Source organism: Maricaulis virginensis (assembly GCF_027922185.1).
GTDB lineage: Bacteria > Pseudomonadota > Alphaproteobacteria > Caulobacterales > Maricaulaceae > Maricaulis > Maricaulis virginensis.
Window position 1 is genome coordinate 15,341 of the sequence record NZ_BSFE01000007.1, and the last position, 18,448, is coordinate 33,788.

An 18,448-nucleotide genomic window follows, 5' to 3' on the forward strand; every position below is an offset into this window, starting at 1 on the left:
TCCATGCGCGCGCCGGTCCCCAGTCCTGAAAGCGGGTTCACGCTGATCGAGATGATGATGGCGCTCGCCGTTCTTTCGGTGGCGGGGCTCGCCCTGATGAACATGACCCAGGCAACGACGCGCAACACCGCTGCCGTGCAGGAGCGGGCGCTGGCGATGGTGGCGGCCGAGAACATTCTCAACAGCCAGATCCTGCGCCCCGGTCCGCCGCAATCGGGCACGGGCGAGTATGCGATTGCCGGGGTGGATTATGACTGGTCGCTGGCGGTCAGCCCGACCGACGATGCCGGTCTCGTCCGCCTGCACCTGGAAGTGCGCGAGGTAGAAAGCGGTCATCTCGGCGCCGAACTCGACACGTTCCGGAGGGCGCAATGAGTGCGGCCGCACCGGCGCGCGAGGCCGGCTTCTCCCTCGTCGAGATCCTTGTCTCGGTCTTCGTCTTCGCGGTGATCGGCACGATCTCGGTCGCCCTGATGGCGTCCAGCGTCGGTGCGCGGGAGATCAATTCGGAGGTGCTGGAGCGCACCGCGATGATCGACCGTGCGCGCACCCTGCTGCGTGAGGATCTGGGCCAGATCGCCCGGCGCGCGGTGCGGGACAAGGCAGGCTATCGCGATCCCTGGATCCTGGCCGGCGCAGCGACGGGCCTGGCCGATTACGAGACCGATACGGACGAGCGGGTGCTGATGGTGTTCACGCGGCATGGCCGCGCAAATCCGGGCCTGATCCGGCCGCGCAGCTCGCTGGTTCATGTCACCTATCTGATACGCGGCGGCAATCTCGTCCGCCGGGTGCGCGACTATCCCGACCCCGGCGAGGCGACGCGCATCACCGACCAGGTGCTGATCGCGGGCGGTGAGGATTTCAATGTCGAGTTTCTTGTCGGCGCCGCCTGGCAGAACCGGGTCTTCCTGTCGGAAGCCGGCCAGGGCGCGATGCCGGCGGCCGTGCGCCTGCGCTACGACCTGCCGCCGCTGGGGGCGATGGAGCATGTGCTTTTGACCCCGGAGGCGCAGCCATGAGCCGGCCGGTCCTCGACAGTCATCGCGAGCGCGGCGCCTCGCTGGTTTCGGCCTTGCTGCTGGTGGCGGTGATGGCGAGCCTCGCCATGGCGCTGGCCGGCGATCTGCGCTTTGCCATGCGGCGCTCTGCCAATATGGATGTGCGCGACCAGGCCTACTGGTATGCGATCGGCGCGCGCGAGTTCACCGAAGGCCTGATCGCCCGGGCGATGGACGATCCCCGCCGGGCCCTGCGGCCGGATGCCGACTGGCTGAACGGACCGCGTACTTTCCCGATCGAGCAGGGAGCCCTGACCGGCCGGGTGCGCGACGGAAACAACTGCTTCAACCTCAACAGCCTGGCACCGGCCGGTGCGTCGGGCGACCGGCAGGCCGATACTGCCCGGATCCAGCGTTTCGAGCAGCTGATGCGCGCCGTCGAGATCCCGGCCGCCCGCGCCGTGCGGATCGCCGCGCAGGCCGCCGACTGGATCGACAGCGATATGCGGCCGGTTGCTTCGGGTGGCGAGGACGAGCTTTATCCGGGCTATCGCACCGCCAATGCGCCGATGGCTGAACGGGCCGAACTGCTGGCGCTGGAGGCGATGACACCGGATATCTACGAGCGCCTGCGGCCGCTGGTCTGTGTGCGCCCGACCGGTGAGGCGCTGGCGCTCAATATCAACACACTGACCGCCGCGCAGTGGCCGCTGCTCGCTGTGGCCTTCGATGGCGGGCTGTCGCGTTCGGCCATCGAGGGCCTGCTTTTGAACCGGCCGGCCTCGGGCTTCGAGACTGAAGAGGCGTTCTGGGCGCTCGATGCCGTGCGCGAGCTCGATCCGGACGCCACGGTGCGCGAACGCGTCGGCATCGAGACCCGCTATTTCGAGATCGAGATCCATGTCGCCCATGCCGGACAGCGCTTTGCGCTGAACGCGCTTGTGCAGAGTCTGGGAGGCGGGCAGGTGCGCCGTCTCTCGCAGAATTACGGAAGCGTTTCATGAGCCAGGACCTGATCCTCAGGCTGGACGGGCAGGACAGGCTGCACTGGTCCATCATCGACCGCGCCGGCCAGGTGCGCCGCGCGTCCGGTGCCGCCGGACCCGGCGAGCCGCTGGACCTGCCGGACATACACGGCGTCAGCCGGACTTTGATCCTGGTGCCGTCGGAAGATGTCTTTCTCGGCCTGATCGATCTGCCCGCGCGCGGTGAGCGCGAGGCCCGCCAGGCGGCGCCCTTCATGATCGAGGAGGCGCTGGCCTCCTCGCTCGCCTCGACCGAGATCGTGCCCGGTGCCCGCACCGAGGACGGCCGCCGCTGGGTGATGGCGGCCGACCGCGACCGTGTCGCCCATTGGGCGGAACGGATCGGCGAGGCGATCGTGCGCCCGGCCTGGGTGATGCCCGATTGTATCGCTGCCGCCGAGCGCGATGTCGCGTTGACCCTGTTCGATCGCGGCGACAGCATTCTCTGGCTTTACGGCGCCGGCACCCGCAAGCCCGGCGAGGCGGCGGGCGGTGCGATGGATCCCAAGCTCTTCGGTCCGGTGATCGGTCCGCTGGTCGAGGGCACGGGCGGCGGCACAGTCGCCGTCTCGGCTTCGCTCGGCCTGGCCGGCGAGAACTTCCGACAGGTGCCGCGCGGCGATCTCGACCTCAAGGCCAGTGCCCTGCCGGCCGAATTCATTGCTGCGCTGCCGCCGCTGCTCGGCGAGCGGCTGAAGGCGACGGTCGACTGGCACAGCCTGCTGGGACCGATCCGCAGACCGGTCATGCTGGCGGCGGGTCTGCTGGTGGCTTTCTGTGCGCTGATGGCGGGCGAGGGCGTCTATTACCGCCTGCAGGCCGAGCGCTTCGACGCGGCCAGCATCGCCGAATTCCGCGCCGCGGTGCCGGACGTGACCCGGCGGGTCATTCCGGCCGAGGCCGAGCGCCTGCTGGCGGCGCGCCTGTCCGGTCTCGGCGGCGGGGAGACCTCGTCCTACCTGCAGCTGATGGCGGCACTGGGCGAGCTGACGTCGGGCAATGAGCGGGTGCGGATCGATCATGTCCGGTTCGACCAGGCCCGGTCCGAACTGTCCGTCTCGGCGATCTATACCGACTTTGCCGATTTCGATGCGCTCAATACCCGCGCGGGCACGCTGGGTATTGTGCTGGAGGATGGCGGCGCGCGCGAGAGCGGCCAGGCCATCCAGGGCGAGTTTACGGTGAGGCTGCGATGAATGCTGTGACCCGCATGTTCGAACAGGTCTGGGGCGGCCGCAGCCTGCGCGAGCAGGTGCTGCTCGGGGTCGCCGGCGGCCTGGTCCTGGCGCTGGCAGTCAGTGTGCTGGTCGTGCAGCCGCTGATCGGCTTCAACGATCGCGCCCGTGACGACTACGCCGCGGCGATGCGGCTCTACCGCTCGATCCAGGACGATGCCCGCACCTATCGCCTGCTGGCAGCGGAAGCGCGCGAAGAGACCGATACCGGCCGCTCGCTGCGGGCTGTGGCCGGTGCGACGGCCCTGCGCCACGAAATTTCCCTGGCGCGCATGGTGCCGGCAGATGATGGCTCGCTGACCGTGAATATCGACCGCGCCGACAGCCGCGCCGTGATGGCCTGGCTTGTCGAGCTGGAGACCGGCTTCGGCATCCAGGTGGCCTCCTCCACCATGGACCGGGCGGGCGAAGGTGTTGTCGAGGCGTCCTTTGTGTTGCGCCGTCAGGGAGGCGGCCGATGATCGGGCGCATTCTCCTTGTTCTCGTCCTGCTGGCGGTCTGGCTGGTCGTGCTCATGCCGCTGAAGGCCGTGGCGATTGCCGCCGGTGGCGCCGCGCAGCTGGGTTATGATGATGTGTTCGGCACGGTCTGGAGCGGGCGCGTCTATGGTCTGCGTCTCGGCGGTGACCGCGTGCGCGAGACGGCCGTGTCGGTGTCGCCGCTGGGGCTTCTTACCGGACGTGTGGCGGTGGACTGGCGCGTAGCGGACAGTGGTCTGTCCGGCGATGGCCACGCGACTATCGCGCCAGGCCGGGTGCAACTGGAAAACGTGTCGCTGACGGTTCCGCTGGGCCGTCTGGCGGAGACGGGCCGCACAGGGCTCGACCCCCGTGCGCCGGTCTTCGTCCGTATCGCCCAGCTTGGTCTGACCGACGGGCGCTGCGAAAGCGCTACCGGTTCGGCGCGGTCGGATGCGCTGGCGGCGCTCGCTGCGCCCTATGATATCGACGCGCCGGCACTGGACGGCATGCTCGCCTGCAATGGCGACGATCTCGAACTCGTCTTTTCCGGCCGGAGTGCCGACATGACGGTCGAGGGGAGCGCCCGGCTTCGCCTTGAGGGCTATGACTGGCAGGTCTCGGTCGATACGGTACGTCCGGAGCTGGCCGAAGCGCTGGCGCTGGCCGGTTTCGAGGCTGAAGGCGAAACCTGGCAGGCGCAGGGACGGGGAGTGTATGGTGCGAACCGCTGACGGACTTCTTCTTGCGGCCGGGCTGGCCCTCTCCGCCTGCACGGCGACGGCCGGTAGCGCCTCGACGCAACTGCCGCGGCCGCCGGCGCTGAGCCAGGCGCGGCCCGACCCGGCTCCGGCAGCGGCCGTTGAAACGGCCGGCGCGCTGCCGCCGCAGACGCTGGAAGCCGGTGCCTGTGCCACGTTTTTCTGGACCGCCGATCCGGCGCATCGCTTTGTCGCCTTCGAAAACGAGACCGAGGGCTTTGCCCGCGTCTTCGCCAACGGTGCCGAGCATGGCTTCTACACGCCGCCACGCGAGGCGCCCTATGTGGCGGGCGAGACCTATCGCCGCGATTATGTCGATCCGGCCCGCGGGCTCGATATCCGCCTCACCGGCCGGGTCGGCGAGCCTCTGCCGACCGGCCAGCGTATCGAGCGTGTGGTGATGCGGGTGCTGCAGCCGAACGGCCAGACGCGCGTCGTGCCGCTGATCGGGCATTATGCCTGCCGGACGGTGGCGGAGGGGTGAGGGCGGTCGCTTCCCTTGTCATCCCGGCCGGATGGCCCGCGAAAGCGGGCCGCAGAGCCGGGACCCGTACGCTCCCTGTCGGCCGGAAGCAGGTTCGATATTGAAGGCAGCCCGGTGAGCACCGGGATTATGGGTCCCGGATCTCCGCCCGGCTCAAGGCCGGGCATGCGTCCGGAATGACAATGTTTAAAGTCAGCTGTCTCACAGCACCGGATAAAGCCCCGGCCCGTAGGCGCGGTAGATCCAGCCTGCGGCAATCCCGACTGCCAGCCAGGGGCCGAAGGCAAAGGCCTCGTCGCGTCGCGGCAGGCGGCGCTGCACGACGGCCTTGCCAAGCACGAACAGGAGCGCGCTGCCCGTGCCCACGAGCACCATCGACGGCAGCAGCCAGCCACCGCACCATGCCCCGCCGGCCGCGATCAGCTTGGCATCGCCGCGACCGAGCCCGTTGCGGCCGGTGATACGGCGGAAGAGAATCTCGACCGCAACGAAGGCCAGATAGCCGGCCGCGGCCCCGATCAGTGACGCCCAGGGCGTCGAGAACACGAAGGCGTTGAGTGCCAGGCCGGCTGCAATCAGCGGCAATGTCATTGCGTCGGGCAGGCGGTATGTACGAAAGTCGATCCAGAACAGGGCGCTAAGCGCAATGATGAGAATCAGGGTTGCGGCGTGGGTGAGAAACATGCTGCTCCTGTCACAAAAGTGTCATGCGACTGCGCCACAAGGGCGGGGCGTACAAGGGGTGTTTTCAAGATGACAGACGCCGTGCCGGCGCTCAAAGCCGAAAATGTCCGTATGACATTCGGCGAGACCCGAGCGCTCGACGATGTCAGCCTTGCGGTTGAACCAGGTGAGATGGTGGCCCTGATCGGGCCGTCCGGATCGGGCAAATCCACCCTCCTGCGCGTGGCTGCCGCGCTGCAGCCGGCGGACAACACGTCCGGGCCGGTCGCTGTGCTGGGTCACACAATGCAGTCGCGCGGCAGGATCGCCTCGCGGGTGCGGAAGAACCGTGCGCGGCTGGGCTTCATCTTCCAGCAGTTCAATCTCGTGGGGCGTCTGTCGCTGTTCGGCAATGTCATGCTGGGCGCGCTGGGGCGTCTGCCGGTCTGGCGCGGCGCACTGGGAATGTTCCCCAATTCGGTGAAGCAGGCCGCCATGGACGCGCTGGAACGCGTCGGCATGGAAGAGTTTGCGGCCCGGCGGGCCTCCAACCTGTCCGGTGGCCAGCAGCAGCGCGGCGCGATTGCCCGCGCACTGGTGCAGGGTGCCGAGGTGCTGTTTGCCGACGAGCCGATTGCTTCGCTCGACCCGGTCTCCGCGCGCAAGGTGATGGAATTGCTGCGCGAGCTGAACCAGAGCGACGGCCTGACGGTCGTCGTGACGCTCCACCAGGTCGACTATGCCCAGCGTTATTGCGACCGCACAGTTGCGCTCAACAAGGGCCGGATTGTCTATGACGGTCCGTCCAATGGCCTCGATCGGGAAAAGCTGATCGAGATCTACGGTCCCGAGTTTGAAACCGCCTTCTATGGAGGCGAGGAATGATCCGCGCGCTCTGTCAGATCCTCGTCCGGATCACGCTTGTCAGCCTTGTTCTGGGCCTGTCGGCCTGTTCCGCTCCGCAGGCCGGACCGGATGCAGCGTCCGGTGCCGACCCGGAAAGCGGCGAACGGCGCACGCTGAATTTCGGCATCATCGCCACGGAAAGCTCGTCCAACCTGGAATCCAACTGGCGCCCCTTCATCGCCGCGATGGAGGAGTGGACCGGCTATGATGTCGAGCCCTTCTACGCGTCCGACTATGCCGGGATGATCCAGGCCATGCGCTATGGCTCGATCCAGGTGGCGTGGTTCTCCAACTTCTCCGGCCTGCAAGCCGTGCGCCTGGGCGGCGGCCAGGTGTTTGCCAAGGCGACCTATCCGGACGGATCGGAAGGCTATAACTCGGTGCTCATCGTGCCGGTCGACAGTCCGATCCAGTCCGTCGAGGACGTGCTGGCCTGTGACAGATCGATCGATTTCGGCATGGGCGACCCGAACTCCACTTCGGGCTATCTCGTCCCGTCGGCCTTCATCTTCGCGCCGCGCGGTATTGATCCGGGCGAGTGCTTCAACTCGGTGCGCAACGCCAATCACGAAGCCAATGCGCTCGCCGTGGCGAACGGTCTGGTCGATGTGGCGACCAACAATACGACCAATATGACGCTGCTGGCGCGGACGCGTCCGGATATCGCCAGCCGTATCCGCGTCGTGTGGACCTCGCCGGCGATCCAGACCGACCCGATCATCTGGCGTGCGGACCTGGACGAGGAAGCCAAGCAGCGCCTGCAATACTTCTTCATGAATTACGGCCGCATGGGCACGCCGGAAGAAATCGCCGCGGCGCGCGATGTGCTGAACCCGCTGTATTTCGGTCTCTTCCTGCCGTCCTCGAATGCCCATCTCGATCCCATCGTCCAGCTGGAGATCGTGCGCGACCTGACCGAAGCACGGAACGATCCGGACCTGACCGAGGCGGAACGCGAAGTACGGGTGGCCGAGCTTGAACAGCGCCTTGCCGAAGTCGAGGCCGGCAATACCGGTCTGATCAGCCAGGCGAGCGCTGTGGAAGGTCTCGCGGCGGCCGGCCCGGCCGAGGCGGCTGCCGGCTCGCAGATCAACTGGATGGCTTCCGGCGTGATACTGGTGCTCGTAGTGGTGCTGCTGACCCTCCTTCTGTGGGCCTCGGCACCGCGCGGCCCCGGCCCGCGCGTGCCGCTGACCGAACGGGTTGCCAATGCCGTGATCGCGGCCGGTGTGGTGATCATCCTCGTCTGGAGCTTCGACAGCGCCGACATGGACCGGTCCTACCTGCTGGTCGAGAACGCCGGCGATATGGGCGAGTTCATTGCCGGCTTCTTCCCGGAAGACCTTTCGCCGGCCTCCCGCGCCAGCTACTGGCAGAACCTGACCCATGGTTTCGGCGAAGCCGTGCCGCAGATGATCATCACCGTCCAGATTGCGATCTGGGGCACGTTCATTGCCGTGCTGGCTGCGATCCCGTTCGGCCTGCTCTCGGCCCGCAATGTCGCGCCGGCCTGGATTGTCCAGCCTGTGCGCCGCCTGATGGACGTGTTCCGATCGATCAACGAGCTGATCATCGCATTGGTCTTCATCGCCGCGGTGGGCCTGGGGCCGCTTGCGGGTGTGATGGCGCTTGCCGTGCACACCACGGGCGTGCTCGCAAAACTGTTCTCGGAGGCCGTCGAGGCGGTGGACGACGGTCCGGTCGAGGGCGTGCGCGCCACCGGTGCCGTGCCGCTGCACGAGGTGATCTGGGCGGTCATTCCCCAGGTCGCGCCGCTCTGGACCTCGTTCGGCCTCTACCGGTTCGAGTCCAATGCGCGGTCGGCGACCGTGCTGGGCCTGATCGGCGCCGGCGGTATCGGCCAGATCCTGTTCGAAGCCGTCCGTGCCTTCGACTACCAGCGCACCGCCGCCATCGTCATTGTCATCGTCATCGCCGTCAGCGCCATCGACCTCTTGTCGCAATTGCTGCGCAAGCGCCTGGTCTAGCCGGACGGTGCCTGCTCATCGGATAGGACTTGGTTTCGTCCCAATTCGGCGCTAGGCGAAACCGCGAAAAGCCAACCACGGGGGAACCCCACCCATGTCAGCGTTCAACAAACTCACCGCGGCGCTCCTGGCGGCCGCTGTCGGCACCGCCGGCGCCTATGCCATCCAGCAGCGCGAGCAGATCCGCATTGTCGGTTCCTCGACGGTCTTTCCATTCTCCACGGCGGTGGCCGAGAGCTTCGGCGCCAAGACCCAGTTCTCGACGCCGGTCGTTGAATCGACCGGTTCGGGTGGTGGTTTCCGCCTGTTCTGCGCCGGTGTCGGCGCCGAGCATCCGGACATCGTGAATTCGTCGCGCCGCATGCATGCCTCCGAATTCGAGCGCTGCCAGAACAATGGCGTACGCGAGATCACCGAGGTGCGGATCGGCTATGACGGTATCGTCATGGGGTCTGCCAGCGAAGCGGCGGAAGAACTCGACCTGACGCTGACCCAGCTCTGGCTGGCGCTGGCGGCTGAAGTGCCGGCCGACGACACGTGCTCGTCCTTTGTCGCCAATCCGAACGAGCGCTGGTCGGACATCGATCCGTCCCTGCCGCGTCAGCGGATCGAGGTGTTCGGTCCGCCGCCGACCTCGGGTACGCGCGACGCCTTCGTCGAACTGGCCATGCAGGCCGGCGCCGCTGGCATCGACTGCATGTCGGACCTCGCCGATGCCGATCACGACCGCTTTGAAACCATTGCCGGCCGTATCCGCGAAGACGGCCGCTGGATCGATGCGGGCGAGAATGACAACGCCATCGTCCAGACGCTGGTCAACACGCCCGACGCGTTCGGCGTGTTCGGCTATTCCTTCCTCGACCAGAATTACGACCGTCTCTACGGTGTGACGATTGACGGCGTGGCGCCGGAATTCGACGCGATCTCCGACGGCAGCTATCCGGTTTCCCGCTCGCTCTTCTTCTATGTGAAGAACCAGCACGCGGCGATCGTGCCAGGCCTGGCCGACTATGTCGCCGAGTTCACCTCGGATGCGGCCTGGGGCGAGTTCGGCTATCTGACCGATCGCGGCCTGATCCCGCTCGCGGATGCTGACCGTGATGCGATCGCCAACCAGGCGCAGTCGCTGGAAGCGATGACGCAAGCGCCGGAATAGGGGCGGTCAGCCTCATGCGTGACGATTTGAACCCCGGGGCATGCCCCGGGGTTTTTCGTGAAGCTGACGAAAACCGTACGAAGCTTTAACTGGACCCTTCCGGCGCGGCATCCTGTTCTCCTGCCAAAGAAGAACAGGGGATACGGATGAACTGGACCACATTGATGGCGGGGTGTGCCGCGCTGGCGCTGGCCGGCTGTGCCGTGTCGCGGCCGGAAGCCGTGTCGCCGCCGGCTGCCGCCAGGCCTGCCGCCGATCTGTCCGGCATGACCGCAGCGGCGCTGGCGCAGGAGATACGGCAGGGCCGGATCACGGCGGTTGAGGCCACGCAGTACTATCTGGACCGTATTGCGGCGCACGACCGCAGCGGCGCGCAGCTGCAATCGGTTATTGCGCTTGACCCGACGGCCCTGGAGCAGGCCGCGCGCCTGGACGCGCTGGCGGCCCAGGGGCGTTTTGCCGGCGCGCTGCACGGCATACCTGTCCTGGTGAAGGATACGATCGACGTAGAGGGGGTGGCGACCACGGCCGGCTCTCTGGCATTGACCGGCAATGTGGCCGCCGAAGATGCCCGGATCGTCGCCCGCCTGCGTGCCGAAGGTGCGGTGATCCTCGGCAAGACCAATCTTTCGGAATGGTCGAACTTTCGCGCCGGCGGCATGCCGGCCGGGTGGAGTGCCGTCGGCGGACAGACGCAAAACCCGTTCAGTGCCGATCACTCGCCTTGCGGCTCGTCATCGGGGTCTGCGGTGGCCGTGGCTGCGGGCTTTGCGCCATTGTCTCTGGGAGCGGAGACCAGCGCGTCGCTGATCTGCCCCGGAGCGGTGAACGGTATTGTCGCTTTCAAACCGACGGTGGGGTTCCTGCCGCAGGACGGGATGGTGCTGGTGTCCAGCAGCCAGGATACGGCGGGACCGATGGCGCAGAGCGTTGCCGATATCGCGCTGGCGATGGACGCGATGACAGGCGATGACCCCGAAGACGGCTTCGTTGCCGCGCTGAATGCCGATCTCACGGGACTGCGCATCGGCGTGTTCCGCTGGGCCGAGGGTGGTCACCCCGGCGTGTCGGCAGCCTTCGACTCGGCTGTCGGCCTGCTGGAAACGGCCGGTGCCACGCTGGTCGAGATTGATCATTTCGAGCCGGACCCGGCGATGTGGCAACACGGCGAGATCATTCTGATGAGCGAGCTGGCGGCCAATCTGGACACCTATCTGGCCGGTACGCCCGAAACCGTTGAGGTGCGCTCGCTGGCGGACCTGCTGGCTTTCAACGCATCCGAACCGCGCGAGGAGACTGCACGCTTCGGCCAGACAATTCTGGAGCGTGCCGCTGAGGCTCCCGGCGTGGACACGACGGAACACCGCGACCGCGTCGCCGCCGTCCGAACCGCAGCGCGCGAGCACGGAATCGACCGGCTTCTGGAGGAGCATGGCGTGGATGTGCTGGTCATGCCGGCCGCTCCGCCGGCTGCGCCGTTGCAGCGGGATCCGGAAACCCAGGCTCTGCGCCGCAATGTCGGCGCGACCTGGTTGCCGGCGATGGCCGGATATCCGATGATCACAGTGCCGATGGGTGCTACGGACGGGCTGCCGCTGGGCCTGGGCATTCTGGCCGGTGGTGGCGATGACAGCGTCGTCATCCGCGTCGGCTATGCCCTCGAGCAGCTGGGGCCTGAACCGCTGCGGCCAGTCCTTGAAGAATAGGGAGAGGCGGTCCGGAAGGGCCGCCGCTACCTCAGTACAGCGACTTCTGGCGTCGCAGGCGGCGCCAGAAGCGGCGGCGTTCCGGCTTGGGGTGCGGCGTGAGGTTCTCGACGAAGTCGATGGCACACTGTTTCCAGGAGTGCTTTTCGGCGTGGGCCCGGGGCGCGGCACGGTCGATCTCCAGACAGTCCAGGCAGGCCTGGCGCAGATCGTCATTGATGAAGCCGCCACCGGAGCCGGGGATGATGTCCTTGGGGCCGTGGGCCGGGAAAGCCGCAACCGGTGTGCCGCAGGCCATGGCTTCGAGATTCACAAGCCCGAACGTGTCGGTCCAGGACGGGAAGACGAAGACGTCGGCATCGGCGAAATAGCGCGCCAGTTCGTCACCGAACTTCGGACCCGGGAAGACGGCGCCGGGGAATTTCTGCTTCAGCTCTTCGCGCTGCGGGCCGTCGCCGACGACGACCTTGGTGCCCGGCAGATCGAGCTTGAGGAAAGTCTCGATATTCTTCTCGACCGCGATCCGGCCGACATTCACCCAGATCGGACGCTCCAGGCCTTCATAGACGTCCTCGCCGTTCACGCGGCGCTTGTCCGGGTTGAACAGCTCGATATCGACGCCGCGCGCCCAGGCCGTGAGATTCTTGAAGCCGCGTGCCGCCAGATCGTCGCGCATCGATGGCGTCGTCACCATGATGCGGCCCGATGCGTTGTGGAACCAGCGCATGAAGGCATAGCCCGCCGAGAGCGGAATGAAGGGGAAGCGGGCGTGGACGTATTCCGGAAATTTCGTGTGATAACTGGTGGTGAAGGGCAGGCCCCACTTCTTGCAGATGCCCCGCGCCGCCTGGCCCAGCGGGCCTTCGGTCGCGATATGGATCGCTTCCGGCTCGAACTCCTTGAAGCGCCGGGCGATGTCGCCGCGCGCATTGATGGCGAGCTGGATCTCCGGATAGGTGGGCAGCGGGAAGGTCTTGTAGCCGAGGCCCGGGTGGATCACCTCGATCTGGTGGCCCATGGCGCGGCATTCATCGACCGTGCGCGACAGGGTACGCACGACGCCGTTCATCTGCGGTTCCCAGGCATCGGTGACCAGCATGATCCGCTGGGGGCGTTCTTCGGTATCGTCCGCCGTGGTCTGCAGCTGCGTGCCGGTCTGGGCGGTTTCGTCTTCGAGGGGCTGGCTGTTGTCGGTCATCTCGATCCGTTTTCCGGGCCGCTTTCGGGCCGATAGTGTGGCCGGTTCAACCGGGGTCCCGCCGCGTTTAGCGGAACCGGTCCGGCATGTCAGCCATTAGCATACTGGCGAAAGCGCTGGCTTGAAGGAAAGAAAGCGGTTATCCGCCGCGCGGACTGCGTCCGTTGGGCGCCCCGCTGCGCAAAATACCCTGCCGCTGCACGTCGGGATGCGGACAGAAAATTGTCTGCATGCGGGGCGCGAACCAAGATCACGCAATGTTTGGGCGAAGTTACGGGCCCTTCGGTGTTTCGCGGTTATAAATTAGCCGCATGTGAACACAAATGACCCGCACACTTGTCTTGCCCTGACGAAAAGACCGGACCATTGTCCGGGCCGTTCACTTGCTGGAGTGGGAGTTTCAGTCATGAATGTCCAGACCCGTGAAGCGCTGCGCTGGGATGATTTGGATTCGGTGAAGTTCGCCGACGAGAGCGCTGCCGTGAAGCGTCTCGCGGATGAGACGGGCCTGGATGCAGGCGCTCGCAAGCGCGTTCATGACGGTGCTATCGAGCTGGTGAAGACGGCGCGTGCGACCACGCGTTCGCGCGGCCTGATGGACAGCTTCCTGCAGGAATTCGGCCTGTCCAACAAGGAAGGGCTCGCCCTGATGTGCCTGGCCGAGGCACTGCTGCGTGTCCCGGATGCGCCGACTGCCGACCGCTTGATCGCGGAAAAGATTTCCGGTGGCGCCTGGGCCGAGCATATGGGCCGGTCCGAGAACTGGCTGGTCAATGCGTCCACGCTGGGCCTGATGCTGACCGGTTCGATCATCGATGTCGATCCGGATGCGCGCCAGAACCCCGGCGACTACTGGCGCAAGATGACGGCGCGCCTGGGCGAGCCGGTGATCCGGGCGGCGGTGTTCCGCGCCATGGGGATCATGGGCGAGCAATTCGTTCTGGGCCGCAGCATCTCCGAAGGCATCAAGCGGGCGAAGAAGGGCGAGGGTGCCCTGTGCTCCTTCGACATGCTGGGCGAGGGCGCCCGCACCGCGGCTGACGCCGAGCGCTATCACAAGCGCTATCTCGAGGCGATCGATGCGGTCGGCAAGGTGCGCGGCGACAAGCCGGTCGAGCTGGAACACGGCGTGTCCGTGAAGCTCTCGGCACTGCACCCGAAATACCTGGCGGTGAAGGAAGAGCGGGTGATGGCCGAGCTCTATCCGAAACTGCTCGAACAGGCCAAGCTGGCCAAATCCTACGATATCGGCTTCTGCCTCGACGCCGAGGAAGCGGATCGTCTGGTCATCTCGCTGAAACTGCTTGAGCGGCTGGCACGCGAGCCGGACCTGGCCGGCTGGCAGGGGCTGGGCCTGGCGGTACAAGCTTACCAGAAGCGCGCACGATTCGTGATCGAGCGCCTGATCGAGCTGGGCCGCGAAACCGAGCGCCGCTTCCTGGTGCGCCTGGTGAAGGGCGCCTACTGGGATACCGAGATCAAGGTCTCCCACCAGATGGGCTGGCCGGACTTCCCGGTCTGGACCACCAAGCCGGCGACCGATCTGAACTATCTCGCCTGCGCACGGGTCATGCTGACCGCGCCGGACCAGATCTACTCCCAGTTCGCCACCCACAACGCCCACTCGCTGTGCGCTGTCCGGGAAATGGCGCAGCAGGCCGGTGTGGAGCATTACGAGTTCCAGCGCCTGCACGGCATGGGCGATGCGCTCTATGCCGCTGCTGCCAAGCTTCACGAGGCGCGTCCGGTGCGCATCTATGCGCCGGTCGGCAGCCACGAGGACCTGCTGCCCTATCTCGTGCGCCGCCTGCTGGAGAACGGGGCCAACACGTCCTTCGTGCATTCCTTCCTCGATCCGGAAGTCCCGGTCGAAGACGTGGCGCGCGGTCCGTTCCGCGATGCCGAGACGATCGACCGTCATGCCCGCATCCCGCTGCCCGGCGATCTGTACGGCGAGGAGCGTGCGAACTCGAAGGGGCTGGACCTGGCCCAGGCGCGTGTGCGCGCCAGCCTGGCGAAAGCCTTTCGCGATTTCGAGACGGCCGAACCGATCACGGCCGCGCCATTGGTCAATGGCAAGCTGCTCGACGGCGCTGCTCACCATATCATGTCACCGGTGGATTCCGGCGAGTATGTGGGGACGGCGGTCGATGCGTCGGTCGACGATGTGAATGCCGCCTTTGAAATCGCCATCGCGGCCCAGCCGGCCTGGGATGCGCGCGGCGGCAAGGCGCGCGGCGCAATCCTGCGTGCCATGGGCGATGCGCTGGAAGCGGACATGGAACGCCTGATCGTTCTGATGGCGCGCGAGGCCGGCAAGACGCTCAATGACGGTATTGCCGAAGTCCGCGAGGCGGTCGATTTCTGCCGCTACTACGCGGCCCAGGCCGAGCGCGAGTTCGATTCGGATGTGCGCCTGCCAGGACCGGCCGGCGAGACGAACCATCTGGGCCTGAAGGGCCGGGGCGTCTTTGTCTGCATCAGCCCGTGGAATTTCCCGCTGGCAATCTTCACCGGCCAGGTCGCAGCGGCTCTGGCCGCGGGCAATGCCGTTATTGCCAAGCCGGCCGAACAGACCCCGCTGGTGGCGTTCGAGGCCGTGCGCCTGTTCCAGAAGGCGGGCCTGCCGGCCAGCGTGCTGCACTTCCTGCCCGGCACGGGCGAGATCATCGGTGCGGCGCTGACCAATGATCCGCGCACCCAGGGCGTGGCCTTCACGGGCTCGACAGAAGTGGCGCGCGCGATCAACCGCTCGCTGGCCGCGCGGGAGACCGCGATCGCACCGCTGATCGCGGAGACCGGCGGCCTGAACGGCATGTTCGTGGATACCACGGCCCTGCGCGAGCAGGTCGTCGACGATGCCATCATGTCGGCCTTCGGATCGGCCGGTCAGCGCTGTTCGGCGCTGCGCATCATCTTTGTGCCGGAAGATACGGCGGACGAGCTGATCGAGTCGCTGGCCGGTGCGATGGACGAGCTGCAGCTGGGCGACCCGATGGACCCCGCAACCGATGTCGGCCCGGTGATCGACAATGAACAGCGCGAACTCCTGCTGCGCCATATGGAGCGCATGGAAGCGGCGGCGAAGGTGATCAAGAAGATCGACGATGTGGAGCTTTCCGAGCGCGGCTTTTTCTTCGGGCCCGCCCTGGTCGAACTGCCCTCGCTAGACATGCTGGACCGCGAAGTGTTCGGCCCGATTCTGCACGTGGTGCGCTACAAGCGCCGTGATGTCGGTGCCATCGCACGCGAGCTGGCGGCGAAGGGTTACGGCCTCACCCTGGGCATCCATTCGCGCCTGGCATCTTTCCACAGGCAAATTCAGTCCATCGTTCCGGCGGGCAATGTCTATGTGAACCGGAACATGGTCGGCGCCGTTGTGGGCGTTCAGCCCTTCGGCGGGGAAGGCCTGTCAGGCACGGGTCCCAAGGCCGGCGGCCCGCACTATCTGCACCGGTTTGCCGGCGAGCGGACGGTCACGATCAACATCGCTGCCCAGGGCGGCGACCCGGAACTGCTGAACCTGTCCTGATCGCCCGTATTAACGGGATTTAACCCTGTTGCGGGGCCCTCTCATCCGGTTTAATCGGGTGTGACGGGCCCCGCTGCGCATTCAGGATTTGTTAACCAAAAAATCCGCCCGCGGACCATTCTGGGCGTTGACCAGCCCGTCGCGTTGATCCACTATATGTTGGGTCGGCTGGACACAGCGACACACTATACAGAGTTTCTTTTGACCTTTCGGGTTCGTTCGCTGCGCGGCGCTGTCTACCGCGCGACAGGACTTTTTTGCCTCGGGCTTGGGGAGTAATGCCATCATGTCGCCACTGGATACGGCCACAAATCGCCAGATGGAAACCGATGTTGCCAAGACGCGTCCGGCGCGCCGCGGCAAGCCCAAATCCTCGGCCGGCGCACATCTGCGTCTGGTTGAAAGCGTCAAGATCGACCGGTCGCGCGATGCGCTGCTGACCGAGTTCGGCAAGAAGACGCTGGAAGACCGCTACCTGCTGCCGGGTGAGTCCTATCAGGACATGTTTGCGCGCGTCGCGACGGCCTATGCCGATGATGGCGAGCACGCCCAGCGTCTTTATGACTATATCTCGCGCCTGTGGTTCATGCCGGCGACGCCGGTCCTGTCCAATGGCGGCGCCGATCGCGGCCTGCCGATCTCCTGCTTCCTGAATTCCGTCGGGGATTCGCTCGACGAGATCGTCGGCACCTGGACCGAGAATGTCTGGCTCGCTTCCAATGGCGGCGGTATCGGCACCTATTGGGGCAGCGTGCGTTCGATCGGTGAGAAGATCGGCAAGAACGGCCAGACCTCGGGCATCATTCCCTTCATCCGCGTGATGGACAGCCTGACCCTGGCGATTTCCCAGGGCTCGCTGCGCCGCGGTTCGGCGGCTGTCTATCTCGACGTCCACCATCCGGAAATCGAGGAATTCCTCGAGATCCGCAAGCCGTCGGGCGACTTCAACCGCAAGTCCCTGAACCTGCACCACGGCCTCAACATTTCCGACGCCTTCATGAACGCCGTCGCCAATGACGAGGAGTTCGAGCTGAAGTCGCCGAAGTCGGGCGAAGTGGTGAAGACGGTCAATGCCCGCAAGCTGTGGCAGAAGATCATCGAGCTGCGCCTGCAGACCGGCGAGCCCTACATCATCTTCTCCGACACGGTGAACAACGCCCTGCCGGCGCACCAGCGCAAGCTGGGCCTGAAAGTGCGCCAGTCCAACCTGTGCGCCGAAATCATGCTGCCCACCGGTTTCGACCACAAGGGCAAGGAGCGTACGGCGGTGTGCTGCCTCTCCTCGCTCAATGCGGCGAAATATCTGGAGTGGAAGGACGATCCGGACTTCATCGAGGACATCTATCGCTTCCTCGACAATGTCCTGCAGGACTTTATCGACCGCGCGCCGGCCGAGATGGACCGCGCCGTCTATTCCGCGATCCAGGAGCGTTCGGTCGGTCTGGGCCTGATGGGCTTCCACACCTTCCTGCAGCAGATGAATGCGCCGTTCGAGTCCGCGATGGCCAAGTCGTGGAACATGAAGCTGTTCAAGCATATCCGCACGGCGGCCGATGCGGCCTCGGTGAAGCTGGCCGAAGAACGCGGCGCCTGCCCGGATGCCGAGGCGTCGGGTGTGAAGGCGCGCTTCTCGCACAAGCTGGCGATTGCGCCGACGGCGTCGATCTCGATCATCTGCGGCGGTGTCTCTGCCGGCATCGAGCCGATCCCGGCCAATGTATACACCCACAAGACGTTGTCCGGCTCGACCACGGTGAAGAGCCCGCAACTTGAGGCGCTGCTGGAGGAGAAGGGGCTGAACACGCCGGCGGTGTGGGCCTCGATCCTGGAACACGAGGGCTCCGTGCAGCATCTCAAGGAGCTGGACGAACACGAGAAGGCGCTGTTCCGCACGGCGTTCGAGATCGACCAGCGCTGGGTGATCGAGCATGCGGCCGATCGCACGCCCTTCGTCTGCCAGTCGCAGTCGCTCAACATCTTCCTGCCGGGCGATATCGATAAATGGGACCTGCACATGCTGCACTGGTCGGCCTGGGAGAAGGGCGTGAAGTCGCTCTACTACTGCCGCTCCAAATCGGTGCAGCGGGCGGCCTATGCCGGTTCCGAGAAAAAGTCGGAAACGGAAAAGTCGATGGAAGCCGCCGCGCCGACAGACTATGAAGAATGCCTCGCCTGCCAGTAGGCGAATACGAAATACCGGCCGGTCCTTCGAGGGGGAGAGACCGGCCCCGGAAAGGGGATGGCGCTTCGCTGTCCCCTTTCTCATTACATCCCTGCCGGTGTGTGCCCCCATTCGTCTCGTCAATGAACGCGCCTGCGATATTGCGCTGTGCCA

Annotated in this window: 15 protein-coding genes; 13 read left to right on the forward strand and 2 right to left on the reverse strand. The window is 65.9% G+C overall.

Features of this window, described 5'->3' with window-relative positions; all coding sequences use genetic code 11:
• The first annotated feature begins 3 nt into the window (after positions 1–3).
• The 7 genes from gspI to PKE71_RS12315 are packed head-to-tail and all read left to right on the forward strand — an operon-like array spanning position 4 to position 4,964.
• Entirely contained in the window at positions 4–375 is a 372-nt protein-coding gene (gene gspI, locus PKE71_RS12285; protein ID WP_271187276.1) for a type II secretion system minor pseudopilin GspI, read from the forward strand.
• On the forward strand, positions 372–1,022 hold the full coding sequence (gene gspJ / locus PKE71_RS12290; RefSeq protein ID WP_271187277.1) for a type II secretion system minor pseudopilin GspJ: 651 nt from the start codon (positions 372–374) through the stop codon (positions 1,020–1,022). The genes gspI and gspJ overlap by 4 nt, the downstream gene beginning before the upstream one ends.
• Positions 1,019–2,005 carry a type II secretion system minor pseudopilin GspK gene (gene gspK / locus PKE71_RS12295; protein WP_271187278.1) on the forward strand — a complete coding sequence of 329 codons (987 nt, stop codon included), beginning with the start codon at positions 1,019–1,021 and terminating at the stop codon, positions 2,003–2,005. The genes gspJ and gspK overlap by 4 nt, the downstream gene beginning before the upstream one ends.
• Positions 2,002–3,222, forward strand: coding sequence for a type II secretion system protein GspL (gspL, locus tag PKE71_RS12300; protein WP_271187279.1), 1,221 nt, complete (start codon positions 2,002–2,004; stop codon positions 3,220–3,222). The genes gspK and gspL overlap by 4 nt, the downstream gene beginning before the upstream one ends.
• The gene (locus tag PKE71_RS12305) at positions 3,219–3,722 is read left to right on the forward strand and encodes a type II secretion system protein M (protein WP_271187280.1); all 504 of its coding nucleotides are present in this window, start codon (positions 3,219–3,221) and stop codon (positions 3,720–3,722) included. Before gspL ends, PKE71_RS12305 begins: the two co-directional genes overlap by 4 nt.
• The gene (locus PKE71_RS12310) at positions 3,719–4,453 is read left to right on the forward strand and encodes a type II secretion system protein N (RefSeq protein WP_271187281.1); all 735 of its coding nucleotides are present in this window, start codon (positions 3,719–3,721) and stop codon (positions 4,451–4,453) included. Before PKE71_RS12305 ends, PKE71_RS12310 begins: the two co-directional genes overlap by 4 nt.
• The gene (locus tag PKE71_RS12315; protein ID WP_271187282.1) at positions 4,437–4,964 is read left to right on the forward strand and encodes a hypothetical protein; all 528 of its coding nucleotides are present in this window, start codon (positions 4,437–4,439) and stop codon (positions 4,962–4,964) included. Before PKE71_RS12310 ends, PKE71_RS12315 begins: the two co-directional genes overlap by 17 nt.
• A gap of 201 nt (positions 4,965–5,165) precedes the next feature.
• Here the strand turns inward: PKE71_RS12315 and PKE71_RS12320 are convergent, their stop codons facing one another.
• Positions 5,166–5,648 (reverse strand): prepilin peptidase, encoded by a 483-nt coding sequence (locus PKE71_RS12320; protein ID WP_271187283.1) that lies wholly within the window; start codon positions 5,646–5,648, stop codon positions 5,166–5,168.
• Positions 5,649–5,717: 69 nt separating this feature from the next.
• Here PKE71_RS12320 and phnC point away from each other — a divergent pair, with 69 nt between their 5' ends.
• The 4 genes from phnC to PKE71_RS12340 all read left to right on the forward strand — a co-directional run bounded on the left by phnC (position 5,718) and on the right by PKE71_RS12340 (position 11,383).
• Positions 5,718–6,512 carry a phosphonate ABC transporter ATP-binding protein gene (gene phnC, locus PKE71_RS12325; protein WP_271187284.1) on the forward strand — a complete coding sequence of 265 codons (795 nt, stop codon included), beginning with the start codon at positions 5,718–5,720 and terminating at the stop codon, positions 6,510–6,512.
• Positions 6,509–8,521, forward strand: coding sequence for a phosphonate ABC transporter, permease protein PhnE (phnE, locus tag PKE71_RS12330; protein ID WP_271187285.1), 2,013 nt, complete (start codon positions 6,509–6,511; stop codon positions 8,519–8,521). Before phnC ends, phnE begins: the two co-directional genes overlap by 4 nt.
• Positions 8,522–8,615: 94 nt before the next feature.
• Positions 8,616–9,677, forward strand: a complete 1,062-nt coding sequence (locus PKE71_RS12335) for a substrate-binding domain-containing protein (protein ID WP_271187286.1) — start codon at positions 8,616–8,618, stop codon at positions 9,675–9,677.
• 146 nt (positions 9,678–9,823) lie between these two features.
• Complete coding sequence (locus tag PKE71_RS12340) at positions 9,824–11,383, forward strand: amidase family protein (protein ID WP_271187287.1); 1,560 nt, start codon at positions 9,824–9,826, stop codon at positions 11,381–11,383.
• A gap of 31 nt (positions 11,384–11,414) precedes the next feature.
• Here PKE71_RS12340 and PKE71_RS12345 read toward each other — a convergent pair whose 3' ends face one another.
• Positions 11,415–12,482 carry a glycosyltransferase family 4 protein gene (locus tag PKE71_RS12345; protein ID WP_373878816.1) on the reverse strand — a complete coding sequence of 356 codons (1,068 nt, stop codon included), beginning with the start codon at positions 12,480–12,482 and terminating at the stop codon, positions 11,415–11,417.
• Between the two features lie 505 nt (positions 12,483–12,987).
• On the opposite strand from PKE71_RS12345, the gene putA reads away from it, so the two are divergent.
• Positions 12,988–16,113, forward strand: a complete 3,126-nt coding sequence (putA, locus tag PKE71_RS12350) for a bifunctional proline dehydrogenase/L-glutamate gamma-semialdehyde dehydrogenase PutA (protein WP_271187289.1) — start codon at positions 12,988–12,990, stop codon at positions 16,111–16,113.
• Positions 16,114–16,399: 286 nt separating this feature from the next.
• Positions 16,400–18,295 (forward strand): ribonucleoside-diphosphate reductase subunit alpha, encoded by a 1,896-nt coding sequence (locus tag PKE71_RS12355; protein ID WP_271187290.1) that lies wholly within the window; start codon positions 16,400–16,402, stop codon positions 18,293–18,295.
• The last annotated feature ends 153 nt before the right edge of the window (positions 18,296–18,448 follow it).